Source organism: Pseudomonas reinekei, from assembly GCF_001945365.1.
In the GTDB taxonomy this organism is placed as follows: domain Bacteria; phylum Pseudomonadota; class Gammaproteobacteria; order Pseudomonadales; family Pseudomonadaceae; genus Aquipseudomonas; species Aquipseudomonas reinekei.
On sequence record NZ_MSTQ01000013.1, the window covers coordinates 14,816 to 27,399 of the forward strand.

Here is a 12,584-nt window from a genome sequence, read left to right on the forward strand (position 1 = left end):
CTTTCCCATGCCTATTTCATCTCTACCCTCTGTTCTGCGCCTGACACTGATCGGCCTGCTGGCCTGCCTGCTGACACCCCTGGCCAGTGCCGACGAGGCCAAGCGCCTGCGCATCGGCATCACCCTGCATCCGTATTACAGCTACGTGGCCAACATCGTCGGCGACAAGGCCGAGGTGGTGCCGCTGATTCCGGCCGGTTTCAACCCGCATGCCTACGAACCCCGCGCCGAAGACATCAAACGCATCAGCGGGCTCGACGTGATTGTGCTCAACGGTGTGGGCCATGACGACTTTGCCGACCGCATGATCGCCGCCAGCGAGACGCCGAAGGTGCCGGTGATCGAAGCCAACGAAAATGTGCCTCTACTGGCCGCCACTGGCGTAGCCGCACGCGGTGCCGGCAAGGTGGTGAACCCGCACACCTTCCTGTCGATCAGCGCGTCGATTGCCCAGGTCAACAACATCGCCCGGGAGCTGGGCAAACTGGATCCGGCCAACGCCAGGACCTACACCGAAAATGCCCGCGCCTATGGCAAACGTCTGCGCAAGATGCGCGCCGATGCCCTGGCCAAGCTGACCGAGGCGCCCGACGCCGAATTACGAGTCGCCACGGTGCACGCGGCCTACGACTACCTGCTGCGCGAGTTCGGCCTGGAAGTCACCGCCGTGGTCGAACCGGCCCACGGTATCGAACCGAGCCCGAGCCAGCTGAAGAAAACCATCGACCAACTGCGTGAGCTGGACGTGAAGGTGATTTTCTCGGAGATGGATTTCCCGTCTTCCTACGTCGACACCATCCAGCGTGAATCGGGGGTGAAACTGTATCCGCTTTCGCATATTTCCTACGGCGAATACACCGCCGACAAGTACGAAAAGGAAATGTCCGGCAACCTCAATACGGTGGTGCGGGCGATTCAGGAGTCGGGTAAATGACCTCGAAAGAAACCATCCCGGCCGACACCGAATCCCCTGTGGGAGCGAGCCTGCTCGCGAAGGCATTCAGCCAGCCGCCATCATCATTGAATGACGCACCGCTATCGCCAGCAGGCTCGCGCCCACATTTGTCCCTCGGGCCGACGCTGGATTTTTCGGAGGTCAGCCTGACGTTGGGTCGCACGACAATCCTCGACAAGGTCACCTTTGAGGTCCGTCCCGGCAGCGTGCATGCGCTGGTCGGGCCCAACGGTGGCGGCAAGAGTTCGTTGATCAAGACTTTGCTCGGGCAGATGCCGCATCAGGGTCGCCTGAGCCTGCAATGGCCGGGCGAGCCGGGGATCATCGGCTATGTGCCGCAGGCCCTGGAGTTTGATCGCGGCCTGCCGATGACCGTCGACGATTTCATGGCTGCCATGTGTCAACGGCGCCCGGCATTCCTCGGCCTGAGCAAGCATTACGCCGCGGCGATTGGCGAGGCGCTGGAGCGGGTCGGCATGCAGGACAAGCGCAAACGGCGCATGGGTGCGCTGTCCGGTGGCGAGCGTCAGCGGGTGTTGTTGGCGCAAGGGCTGATTCCGGCGCCGCAATTGCTGGTGTTGGACGAACCGATGTCGGCGCTGGATGAAGCCGGAATACAGGTGTTCGAGCGCTTGCTCGGCGACTGGCGCGCAGCGGGCATCACCGTGTTGTGGATCGAGCACGACCTGGAGGCCGTCGGGCGACTGGCCGATCACGTCACCGGCCTCAATCGCCGGGTACTGTTCGATGCCTCGCCGAAACTGGCATTGACCCCGGATCGACTGCTGACACTGTTTTCGACCCATCCACGGAGCGCTGCCTGATGAGTTACGAAACCTTTCGTTTGTTGGTCCAGGGCTGGGCCTCCTCCGGGTACCTGCCTGAAGCACTGGCCTACGGTTTTGTGGTCAACGCGCTGCTCGCCGGATTGTTGATCGGCCCGGTGCTGGGCGGTCTGGGCACGCTGGTGGTGGTCAAGCGCTTCGCGTTTTTCTCCGAAGCGGTGGGTCACGCGGCATTGACCGGCGTGGCCATCGGCATCCTGCTTGGCGAACCCTACACTGGCCCCTATGGCAGCCTGTTCGGCTACTGCCTGTTGTTCGGCATCCTGCTCAACTACCTGCGCAACCGCACCGGCCTGGCGCCGGATACCTTGATCGGCGTGTTCCTCTCGGTGTCCCTGGCACTGGGCGCGAGTCTGCTGCTGATTCTGGCGGGCAAGATCAACGTGCACATTCTGGAAAACGTGCTGTTCGGTTCAGTGCTGACGGTCAATGGCAATGACCTGCTGGTGCTGGCCATCGTCGGTTCCCTGGTGATGGCCCTGGCCTTGCCACTGTACAACCGCATCATGCTCGCCAGTTTCAACCCGCAACTGGCAGCGGTGCGCGGCGTGGCGGTGAAGTCGCTGGATTATCTGTTCGTGATTCTGGTGACGCTGATCACCGTCGCCGCGGTGAAAGTCATCGGTGCGATTCTGGTCGGTGCACTGCTGGTGATTCCGGCCGCTGCGGCGCGCTTGCTCAGCCAATCGTTGAAGGGCTTTTTCTGGTGTTCGGTGCTGATCGCCACGGTCAGCACACTGTGCGGGATTCTCGCGCCGATCGTCTTCGACCTGCCGATCCCCTCCGGTGCCGCGATCATTCTGGTGGCTGGTATCGCTTTCGCCCTGGCCGCCATCGCGCGCGGCGTCGTCCCCAGCCTGAAAGGGAACCTTGGATAAATGACTTTTTCTCTGCGACAACTGACCCTGGCGGTCGCCCTGTGCGGGCTGGCCACAACGTCCTTCGCCGCTGACGACAGCAAACCGCTGCGCGTACTGGCCTCGTTGCCAATCACCTACGGGCTGGGCGAAGTGCTGCTCAAGGGTACCGACGTCAATCTGCAACGCGCGGCTCCGGACAACCTGCCGGGCAGCCGTCAGACCGCCTACTTCACCGGCCGGGGTGCGCCGGCGCTGGCCAAACTGGCGACCGACGCCGATGCGGTCATCGGCCTGCGTTCCTTGTGGCCGGATGATCCGCTGTATCCCATCTCACGGCGCAGCAATATCCGTATCGTCGAAGTCGACGCCGCCCGCCCGGTGGACGGCGCCCTGCCCGGCATTGCCGTACAACCTGGCAGCAAGGTCGATGGGTTGAACAGCCAGCCGTGGCTGGCCAGCAACAACATGGGGCGCATGGCGGACGTGATGGCGGCAGACCTGGTGCGCCTGGCGCCCAAGGCCAAGCCTGCGATCGAGGCCAATCTGGCGGCACTGAAACAGCGCCTGCTCAAACTCAGCGCAGACAGCGAAGCGCGCCTGGCGGCTGCCGACAATTTGAGTGTCATGAGCCTGAGCGATCATTTCGGCTATCTGATTGGCGGGCTCAATCTTGAGCTGGTTGGCCAGGATGCAAGACCGGATGCCGAGTGGACGCCGCAGGCCTTGAAGGCGCTGGGTACGACGCTCAAGGACAATGACGTCGCGGTGGTGTTGCACCATCGTCAGCCTTCCGATGCGGTAAAAGCGGTGATCGCCGAAGCCGGCAGTCGCTTGGTGGTGTTGAGCATCGACGCGGCTGATCCGGTGGCCGAACTGGAGGGGGATGTGGATTTGGTGATCAAAGGCTTGAGTGGCTGATGACCGCTGGCCACAAAAAAGCCCGCTGACCGTCACCGGTCCAGCGGGCTTGTTTTTGCGTCAATGCTCAGTGAGCGACGGCCTGCTCATCCATCTTTCGGCGCAAGCTCAATGGACGCATATCAGTCCAGGTTTCCTCGATGTAAGCCAGGCATTCCTTTTTCAGTCCGCTCTTGCCCACGGTCCGCCAGCCTTCAGGCACGGCTTTGTAGTCGGGCCAGATCGAGTATTGCTCTTCGTGGTTGACCACGACCTGAAAGAGGATGTCCTCGCGGTCGAATACTGATGTCATGCTGTTTCTCCTTCACGGTAGGGAGGGCTGGCTGCACGCAATGTGCAGCCGCTATGTAAAAGGAACGTTCCGGCGCCCGGAAAATTTAAAGCCCGATGGCGGCGGCGGCCAATGCCCGGCCGAAAATTTCGCCGACGCGGTCGATTTCTGCGGCGGTAATCACCAACGGTGGCAGGAAGCGCACCACCGCGCCGTGCCGGCCACCCAGCTCCAGGATTAGCCCGCGCTTGAGGCACTCGCGCTGCACCAGTGGCGCCAGACGGGCGAAGGCAGGCGGATGACCCAAAGCGTCCAGCGCCCCGGCCGGATCGACCAGTTCGACGCCCAGCATCAAGCCACGGCCGCGAATGTCACCCAGTTGCGGGAAGTCGCGCTGCAGGATGCGCAAGTGTTCGCTCAAACGCTCGCCCATGGCGGCGGCGTGTTCGCAAACCTGATGCTCGACCAGGTACCGCATGACCGCAGAGCCGGCAGCCATGGCCATCTGATTGCCGCGGAACGTCCCGGCATGGGCGCCCGGCAGCCAGGTGTCGAGCCAGTCGCGATACACCACCACCGCCAATGGCAGGCTGCCGCCGATGGCCTTGGACATCACCACCACGTCCGGAATGATCCCGGCATGCTCGAAGGCAAACATTTTGCCAGTGCGGGCGAAACCGCTCTGGATCTCATCGACGATCAGCGCCACACCCGCCTTTTCGGTGATCCGGCGCAAGCCACGCAGCCAGTCCAGATCGGCCGGGATCACCCCACCTTCGCCCTGCACCACTTCCACGATCACCGCTGCCGGCAATTGCACGCCGGCCTCCGGGTCGCTCAACAGATTTTCGAGGTAATGGAGGTTGGCCTTGACCCCTTGCACGCCGCCCAGGCCGAACGGGCAACGGTAATCGTAAGGGTACGGCATGAACTGCACGCCATTGCTGAGCAAGGCACCCAGGGGCTTTTTCGGTCCCAGGCTGCCCATCAGGCTCAACGCGCCCTGGCTCATGCCATGGTAACCGCCCTGAAACGACAACACGGTGCTGCGACCGGTGGCAGTGCGCACCAGTTTCAACGCCGCTTCCACAGCATCGGTACCGGTGGGGCCGCAGAACTGAATCTTCGCCTCAGCCGCCAGTGCCGGCGGCAACAGAGCGAACAGGTCCTGAACGAACTGGTCCTTGACCGGCGTGGTCAGGTCCAGCGTGTGCAATGGTAATTCGTCAGTCAGCACCTGCTGAATGGCCTCGATCACCACCGGATGGTTGTGCCCTAATGCGAGAGTGCCAGCACCGGCCAGGCAGTCGATGAACGTACGTCCTTCGACGTCTTCGACATGGATGCCCCTAGCGCGCTTGAGTGCCAGGGGAATGCGTCGCGGATAGCTGCGCGCGTTGGATTCCTGCTGGTTCTGACGGGCCAGTAACGGCGATTCGGTGAACTGATAAAGCGTCTCGGTCGGGGCGACCCGGGCCGGCTGCTCTTCGATAAGGCTGGTAGCGACTGACATCTCTCGACCCCTCAATAAGGTTTTCCTGTTCTGGAAACGCATCAGGGGCTCAAGGATTTACACCTTCGACAAGGCTTTGTGCATGGGGATGGCAGCAAGCCCCGCCACCGTGAACGTTGTGGCGTCTGGCTGGTAACCCAGGCGCCGATAGAAGGCTTCGCCGGTCCGCGTGCTGTTGAGTCGTGACTGGCGCAGGCCCTGGTCAATCAACCAGTCTTCGAGATCCCCTACCAACGCCTGACCCACCCCGCGCCGAAACCACTCCGGCAGTACGTAGCAAAACGCAACCTGCCCCTCGTTCGACGCCATCGCCACACCGACCGGTTTGTCCTGCAACAGGGCGACGTTGAGGTACAGACGCGGGTCCGTGAGCCACAGGCGGATATGTTCGTGGGTTTGATTCCGGGTCCAGGCCGTGACGGTTTGCGGTTGGTTGCGATGATCGAGCGCACAACCGACGCGGATGGAACGCTCGATGATGCGGCTGATGATCACGGCCTCGGCCGGGGTTGCCTTGCAGGTACGAATGGGGTCGTCCATGGCGCTATTACCTCAATCCATTGAGTTTGAGGAACGATAGTCGTGGGAGGTCCGGGCAGCCAATGCAGAGACGTTACTTTTGATGTACCCCCGCTCTACAGGGTCCTGTTGTATTGATCAGACCGATTGCAACGGCATGGTCAGCTCAACCCGCAACCCGTCCGGACGGCTGTCGAAATGCAACGTGCAGCCGCAGCGCTGGACGATGGCCTGGACAATCGCCAGGCCGAGTCCGCATCCGGTGCTTTGACCGTTGCGCCAGAATCGTTGGGTCAGGTGCTGCAGGTCGTCTTCGGCAATGCCCGGCCCATGATCGCGCACCACAAATTGCACACGGTTGCCGCTGGTTTGCAGACTCAGCTCGACTTCCCCTTCACCGGGCGTATGGCGCAAAGCGTTGTCCAGCAGATTGCGCAGCGCCGCAATCGACAGCACCGCGGGCATTTGCACCGGGGCCTGGGAGGCCTTGGCCGGCCGGTGGAATTTTATGCGCTGACGATCACCGCCCGCTGCGTCCTGAATCGCCAGTTTCGCCACTTGCTCGGCGCTGCATTGCACGCCGTCATCGAACGACAAACTGCCCTCGACCCGGGCCAGCAACAACAATTGTTCAAGCGTGCGGTGCAGGCGGTCTGCACCCTCCTCGGCCCGGGCCAGGGATTGATCCCGAGCCACGCCTTCGGTCATGCGCGCGACCTGCAGGTGGGTCTTGATCGCGGTCAACGGGCTGCGCAACTCATGGGCGGCGTCGCCGGTCAGCCGACGCTCGCGCTCGATGGTCTTGCCGATGCGCTGGAACAACTGGTTCTGCGTGTCGAGCAACGGTTGCAGTTCGCTGGGCAATGGCTGGACCTGCAACGGTTCCAGAGAGTCGGGACTGCGACGCATCAAGGCATCGCGCATACGGTTGAGCGGCGCCAGCCCCTGGCCGATCCCCAGCCACAGCAGGCACAGGCAACCGAGCAACGCCACACCCACCGGCACCGAAGCGGCCAGCAGGATCGACATGTTCAAGGCCTCACGCTCGATTTGCCGGTCCGCCGTGGTGATGCGCAGATCGCCGCGAGCCAGGGTAAAACTGCGCCACGGCGCGCCGTCGATCATCTGGTCATGGAAGCCCATTTTTTCGGCTTCCAGGGTTTGTCCGGGATCGGTGTGACTGCGGGCGAGGATTTCCCCACGCAAGGAGCTGACCTGACACGCCATGCCGCCGGGAATGTTCAGCTGTTCGGCACTGAAATGCGTGCCCTCCCCCTTGCTCGGTACGGGCGGCAGTTGCTCCATCAGCCCGGCGACCATCCGCGCCGAGGCCACCAGACGCTGGTCGAGGGAAAACATCATCTGGTTGCGCAGGTCACTGAGCATCCAGGCCGCAGCCAGCGCCCAGATCAGTGCAAACGCGGCGCCGAGCGTCAGGCTCAGGCGCAAACGCAAGCTCATCACTTCGATTGATCTCCACCGTCAGCCGGCCCCAGGCGATAGCCCAGACCGCGCACGGTTTCAACGATGCCTTTTCCCAGTTTGCTGCGCAGGTGATGGATATGGACGTTGAGGGCGTTGCTTTCCAGTTCGTCGTTGAAGCCGTAGACGCTGTCCTTGAGCTGCTCGGTGGACAGCACCCGACCACGGTTATGCAGCAGGGCCTGCAACAGCGACTGTTCGCGGCGCGACAAATCCACAGGTTGACCGGCGAGCGTGGTTTCCCGGCTGCTCGGGTCGTAAGTCAGCGCGCCGTGTTCAATCAGGTTGACACTACGCCCCGCCACGCGTCGCAACAGCGTGTGCAGGCGCGCGGCCAGCTCGCGCAGGTCGAAAGGCTTGAGCAGGTAGTCGTCGGCGCCCGCCTGCAAACCATCGACGCGGTCGGTGACCGAGTCCCGGGCGGTGAGAATCAGCACCGGCAGTTCCAGACCGTTGTGGCGCAACTGCTGCAACAACTTGAGGCCGTCTTCGTCGGGCAAACCGAGGTCGAGCACCATGACGTCGAACTCCGCCACCTTGAGCATTGCCCGCGCTGCCGACGCCGTGGCCACATGTTCCACGGTCAGGCCTTGGGCGGTCAGGCCGGCGACGATGCCGCTGGCGATCAACTCATCGTCTTCACAAACCAGTACGTGCATGGAGAGCCTCGTGTAAATAATGCCGATTAGGCCGCCGACCGATTAAGCGGACATTATGCCGCAAGTGACGTCACCACGAGCCGTCGACAAGGTTGCCACGGTTAATCATTGGTTAATCGCCGCCGCCCATTGTGCTGCTCACTTGCAAAGGATAAGGCTTTTCCATGCGTCAGCTGTTTCTACTCGTTGCCCTGCTGTTCTCCAGCCTGACCCAGGCTGGCAGCAACCCATTCGAGACCAAACCCGAATTTCTACCCGTCGACAAAGCGTTCGTTTTCAGCTCCGAACGCCTGGAGTCCGGGGAAACCCAGCTCTTTTGGCAGATTGCCGACGGCTATTACCTGTATCAGAAACGGCTGAAGTTCGACGGCCTGCCTGCCGATCAGCACCCGGCGTTGCCGCAGGGCGAAGCGCACAGTGACGAATTTTTCGGTGAGCAGCAGGTGTACCGACAGGGCCTGGAACTGAAGATCCCGGCCGGGGCCAGTGGCCAGATCAAGGTGGGCTTCCAGGGCTGTGCCGATGCGGGTTTGTGTTATCCGCCGCAGACCCAGGTTGTCGATCTGGGCAAGAATGTGGCAACCGTTGTGACAAACGAGGCACCGGATCAAGCGTTGGCCAGCAACCTGCAACAACGGGCGCTGGGCTGGAGCCTGTTGGTGTTCTTCGGTCTGGGCCTGTTGCTGGCCTTCACCCCTTGCTCATTACCGATGCTGCCGATCCTGGCGGGGTTGATCGTCGGCAGCGGCGCCAGCCCCAAACGTGGCGTGGCGCTGGCCGGCAGTTATGTGGTGAGCATGGCGCTGGTCTATGCGGCGATGGGTGTGTTGGCGGCCTCTCTCGGAGCGAACCTGCAAGCCTGGCTGCAGAACCCATGGCTGCTAGGGAGTTTCGCGGCGATTTTCGTATTGTTGGCGCTGCCCATGTTCGGTTTCTTTGAACTGCAACTGCCGGTAGCGGTGCGTGATCGTCTGGAGAATGTCTCGCGCAACCAGCGCGGCGGCAGCCTGATCGGCGCGGGTGTGCTGGGTGCCTTGTCCGGTCTGCTGGTCGGCCCGTGCATGACCGCACCGCTGGCCGGCGCCCTGCTCTACATCGCACAAAGCGGCAACGCCTTGCACGGCGGGCTGATCCTGTTCGCCATGGGTGTCGGCATCGGTGTGCCGCTGCTGTTGCTGGTGACTGTCGGCAACCGCTTCATGCCCAAGCCTGGCGCCTGGATGAACCTGGTCAAAGGCATTTTTGGCTTCCTGTTTCTCGCCACTGCGTTGCTGATGCTGCGCCCGGTGCTGGACGAAAGTCTGTGGGTCGGCTTGTGCGGCGCATTGCTGGTGATCGCAGCCTATAGCGCGTGGAAGCAATCAGAGGGGTTTGGTCGCGTGGCGCATCTGTTCGGGGCCACGTCGTTGCTGCTCGGTTTGTGGGGCAGTCTGTTGCTGATCGGTGCCGCGGCGGGCAGTAATGACGTGTTCAAGCCGTTGCAGGTTTTCCGCGCCTCGAGTTCGGCCGCTGCTGTTCCGGTGGGTCACGACGCGTTCACCACCATCAAGGATCCGCAAGCCCTGCAGCGGGAGCTGGACGCCGCGCAAGCGCAGGGCCAGTGGGTATTGCTCGATTACTACGCCGACTGGTGCGTGTCATGCAAGGTCATGGAAAAACAGGTGTTCGGTCAAGCCAAAGTGCTCGACGCCTTGAACGATGTGCGCTTGTTCCGACTGGACGTCACCGCCGACAATGCCGCCAGTCGCGAATTGCTCGGTCGCTACAAAGTGCCGGGGCCGCCGAGCCTGTTGTGGATCGGTGCCGACGGCGTTGAGCGTCGCAGTCAGCGCATCACTGGCGAAGTCGATGCCGACACGTTCCTGCAACGCTGGATCACCACCCGAGAGGCCCGCTAATGCTGACCTTTACCCTCGGCACCTTTGCCATCGCGCTTAACCACCTGCTGCTGATCAGTGCATTGGCACTGGCGACCTTTGTCGGTTGGCGGGTGGCCAAGCGCGGAGGCGATAACCCCGAGTCGGTGCTGTTCAGCCTGTTCCTGATCGGCATGCTCGCGGCGCGGATCGGTTTCGTTGCCGTTTACTGGAGCCACTATCGCAATGATCCCTGGCAGGTCATTGATCTGCGCGATGGCGGTTTCCTCGCCTGGCCGGGCGTGATCGCGCTGGTGCTCGCCAGCGTATACCGGGGCTGGCGTCGGCCAGGTCTGCGCCGCCCGCTGGGCTTTGGCGTGGCCAGCGGCCTGGCGTTCTGGCTGCTGGCGACGTTTTCCCTGACGATCTACGAGCAAGGCACACGCCTGCCGGAAATCACCCTGCGCAATGCCGCCGGTGAAACCGTGCAATTGGCCGACTACAAGGGCGGCCCGCTGGTGATCAACCTGTGGGCCACCTGGTGTCCGCCCTGCCGCCGGGAAATGCCGGTGCTGGAAAACGCTCAACAACAACGCCCGGACTTGACCTTCCTGTTCGTCAATCAGGCCGAAAGCATGCAAAGCGTTGCGACGTTTCTGGAGACCCAGGGCCTGAGCCTGTCCAACGTGCTGTTCGACGGCAGTGGCCGCCTGGGTCAGGCCGTGGGTTCCATGGCATTACCAACTACGCTGTTCTATAACACCGACGGTCGCTTGCTGGGCAGCCATCTGGGTGAACTGTCACACGCCAGTCTGGCCCGCGCCCTGGAAAATTTCGACTCCGTACCTGCCAACTCTGCAAGGAAACTGCCATGCCCCGCCTCCGCCACCTGCTGACCCTGAGCCTCGGTGCCGCCCTGCTGCACCTGCCATCGGTGCAGGCCGACGAGTTGCCCGAGGCGATCAAGAAGATCGAAGCCAAAGGCGCGAAGATCGTCGGCCAGTTCGATGCCCCTGACGGCTTGCGCGGTTACGCCGCGCAATACCAGAACCGTGGCATGGCGCTGTACCTGACGCCGGACGGCAAGCACGTGCTGCTGGGCAATCTGTACGACGCCGAGGGCAACGACCTGAGCAGCGCGCCATTGCAGAAACTGGTATACGCGCCAATGGCCAAGGAAGTCTGGGGCAAGATGGAAGCGAGCAACTGGATCGCCGATGGCGACAAGGATGCGCCGCGCATCGTCTACATGTTCAGCGATCCGAACTGCCCTTACTGCAACATGTTCTGGGAACAGTCGCGGCCATGGGTCAAGGCCGGCAAAGTACAGTTGCGCCACATCATGGTCGGCATCATCCGCGAAGACAGCCCCGGCAAATCCGCCGCACTGCTCGCCGCCAAAGACCCGCAAAAAGCCCTGCAAGACCACGAATCCGCCGGCAAGGCCAGTACGCTCAAAGCCCTGAAGGAAGTGCCGCCGGCGATCCAGGCGAAACTCGCGGCCAACATGCAACTGATGGAAGACCTGGAGCTGCAAGCCACCCCGGCGATTTTCTACATGGACAGCAAGGGTGAGCTGCAACAGCAACAAGGCGCGCCGTCGCCGGACAAGCTGGCGAAGATTCTCGGGCCGAAATAGGTCTTTTCAAGGTGTGAATTTGACTGACGCCATTGCAAGCAGGCTCGCTCCTACAGGGGAACGCATTCCAATGTGGGAGCGAGCCTGCTCGCGATGGCGTCGTAACGGTTAATGATTACGTGCAGCGATAAACTTCAACAGTTCGCCGGTCACAAAGCCCGGATTCTCCAGATTGGAAATGTGCCCCGCTTCCGGCACCAGCACGCACTCGCAACCAATCAACTCCGCCATCTCACGGGCTTCCGAGGGCGGACGCGGCTTGTCCTGATCGCCACAAATCACCAGCGTGCTGGCGGCATCCAGTTCACCCAGACGCGGCAACAGATCATCGCGCCCAAACGTAATCCGCCCCATCGGCACGATGCTTTCGCGCAGCCGTTGCGGTGGTAGTGCAGCGAGTTTGGCGCGGAAGTCCTGATACAGAGCCGACTGCGGATCAATCCCCGGACGGAAGAAAATCGGCACCACGATGTCGAGCAGTTGCGGTGCGATCACACCGGTTTCTTCGATCATCTTGAACAGCGAGAAGTAATACTGGCGGGTCGGCTCCGGTTCGACACCGACATAAGTGTCCATCAACACCAGCCCGTTGAGCCGCTGCGGTGCAGACAATGCCAGGCGCACACCCCACATGCCGCCGACCGACAGGCCGATCAGCGTGACGCGGGCAATATCCAGATGATCGAGCAGCGCCAAGGCCTGGCGCGCCACATCGTCCAGCGATGCAGTGCCTGCAGGCAGTGGCCCCGATTCACCGTGGCCCCACAGGTCCAGCGCGATCACTCGATACTGTTGTGACAGTGCGGCAATCTGTGGCGCCCACATGGCCTGGTCCCACAGGTAACTGCCGGCCAGCAGAACCGCCGGGCCAGTACCTTGATCGATGTAGTGCAGGGGTTGGCCGTCTATCGTTACGAAAGGCATCGAGTGTCTCCGCCAGTGAAAAATGGAGCAGGAAGACTGAGTGGCTGACGGCGCGTAGTCAACTACTCGATTGCATGGGTTCGCTCCGTGGGCGTCAGGGTGTCTGGACTGACGCCATCGCTGGCAAGCCAGCGATGAGGCCA

General features: G+C 62.2%; 13 protein-coding genes. 7 read left to right on the top strand and 6 right to left on the bottom strand.

The genetic code is table 11. The annotated features are described in order from the left end of the window. Nucleotides 1–7: 7 nt before the first annotated feature. Genes BVK86_RS20040 through BVK86_RS20055 form a run of 4 tightly spaced genes read left to right on the top strand, consistent with a single transcriptional unit; the run spans nt 8 to nt 3,578 of the window. A complete protein-coding gene (locus BVK86_RS20040) occupies nt 8–934 on the top strand; it encodes a metal ABC transporter substrate-binding protein (RefSeq protein WP_075948054.1) in 927 nt (308 codons plus the stop codon). After that, nucleotides 931–1,779 (top strand): metal ABC transporter ATP-binding protein, encoded by an 849-nt coding sequence (locus BVK86_RS20045; RefSeq protein WP_075948055.1) that lies wholly within the window; start codon nt 931–933, stop codon nt 1,777–1,779. The genes BVK86_RS20040 and BVK86_RS20045 overlap by 4 nt, the downstream gene beginning before the upstream one ends. After that, complete coding sequence (locus tag BVK86_RS20050; RefSeq protein ID WP_075948056.1) at nt 1,779–2,678, top strand: metal ABC transporter permease; 900 nt, start codon at nt 1,779–1,781, stop codon at nt 2,676–2,678. Before BVK86_RS20045 ends, BVK86_RS20050 begins: the two co-directional genes overlap by 1 nt. After that, complete coding sequence (locus BVK86_RS20055) at nt 2,679–3,578, top strand: metal ABC transporter substrate-binding protein (RefSeq protein WP_075948057.1); 900 nt, start codon at nt 2,679–2,681, stop codon at nt 3,576–3,578. A gap of 67 nt (nt 3,579–3,645) precedes the next feature. Here BVK86_RS20055 and BVK86_RS20060 read toward each other — a convergent pair whose 3' ends face one another. From BVK86_RS20060 to BVK86_RS20080, 5 genes are all read right to left on the bottom strand, one after another. Then, nucleotides 3,646–3,870: an MbtH family protein gene (locus BVK86_RS20060; RefSeq protein ID WP_075948058.1), complete on the bottom strand. Its 225-nt coding sequence runs from the start codon at nt 3,868–3,870 to the stop codon at nt 3,646–3,648. Nucleotides 3,871–3,955: 85 nt separating this feature from the next. Further along, nucleotides 3,956–5,362, bottom strand: a complete 1,407-nt coding sequence (locus tag BVK86_RS20065; protein ID WP_075948059.1) for an aspartate aminotransferase family protein — start codon at nt 5,360–5,362, stop codon at nt 3,956–3,958. A gap of 57 nt (nt 5,363–5,419) precedes the next feature. Continuing rightward, nucleotides 5,420–5,902, bottom strand: a complete 483-nt coding sequence (locus BVK86_RS20070; RefSeq protein WP_075948060.1) for a GNAT family N-acetyltransferase — start codon at nt 5,900–5,902, stop codon at nt 5,420–5,422. 117 nt (nt 5,903–6,019) lie between these two features. Further along, on the bottom strand, nt 6,020–7,345 hold the full coding sequence (locus BVK86_RS20075) for an ATP-binding protein (RefSeq protein ID WP_075948061.1): 1,326 nt from the start codon (nt 7,343–7,345) through the stop codon (nt 6,020–6,022). Next, the gene (locus tag BVK86_RS20080) at nt 7,342–8,022 is read right to left on the bottom strand and encodes a response regulator (protein WP_075948062.1); all 681 of its coding nucleotides are present in this window, start codon (nt 8,020–8,022) and stop codon (nt 7,342–7,344) included. Before BVK86_RS20080 ends, BVK86_RS20075 begins: the two co-directional genes overlap by 4 nt. 164 nt (nt 8,023–8,186) lie before the next feature. Between BVK86_RS20080 and dsbD the strand changes: the two genes are divergently transcribed. The 3 genes from dsbD to dsbG are packed head-to-tail and all read left to right on the top strand — an operon-like array spanning nt 8,187 to nt 11,517. After that, entirely contained in the window at nt 8,187–9,920 is a 1,734-nt protein-coding gene (gene dsbD / locus BVK86_RS20085) for a protein-disulfide reductase DsbD (RefSeq protein ID WP_075948063.1), read from the top strand. Next, the gene (locus BVK86_RS20090) at nt 9,920–10,774 is read left to right on the top strand and encodes a TlpA disulfide reductase family protein (RefSeq protein ID WP_075948064.1); all 855 of its coding nucleotides are present in this window, start codon (nt 9,920–9,922) and stop codon (nt 10,772–10,774) included. The genes dsbD and BVK86_RS20090 overlap by 1 nt, the downstream gene beginning before the upstream one ends. Next, the gene (gene dsbG, locus BVK86_RS20095) at nt 10,750–11,517 is read left to right on the top strand and encodes a thiol:disulfide interchange protein DsbG (protein ID WP_075948065.1); all 768 of its coding nucleotides are present in this window, start codon (nt 10,750–10,752) and stop codon (nt 11,515–11,517) included. Before BVK86_RS20090 ends, dsbG begins: the two co-directional genes overlap by 25 nt. Nucleotides 11,518–11,625: 108 nt before the next feature. Here the strand turns inward: dsbG and BVK86_RS20100 are convergent, their stop codons facing one another. Then, nucleotides 11,626–12,441 (bottom strand): alpha/beta fold hydrolase, encoded by an 816-nt coding sequence (locus BVK86_RS20100; RefSeq protein WP_075948066.1) that lies wholly within the window; start codon nt 12,439–12,441, stop codon nt 11,626–11,628. Nucleotides 12,442–12,584 lie beyond the last annotated feature (143 nt).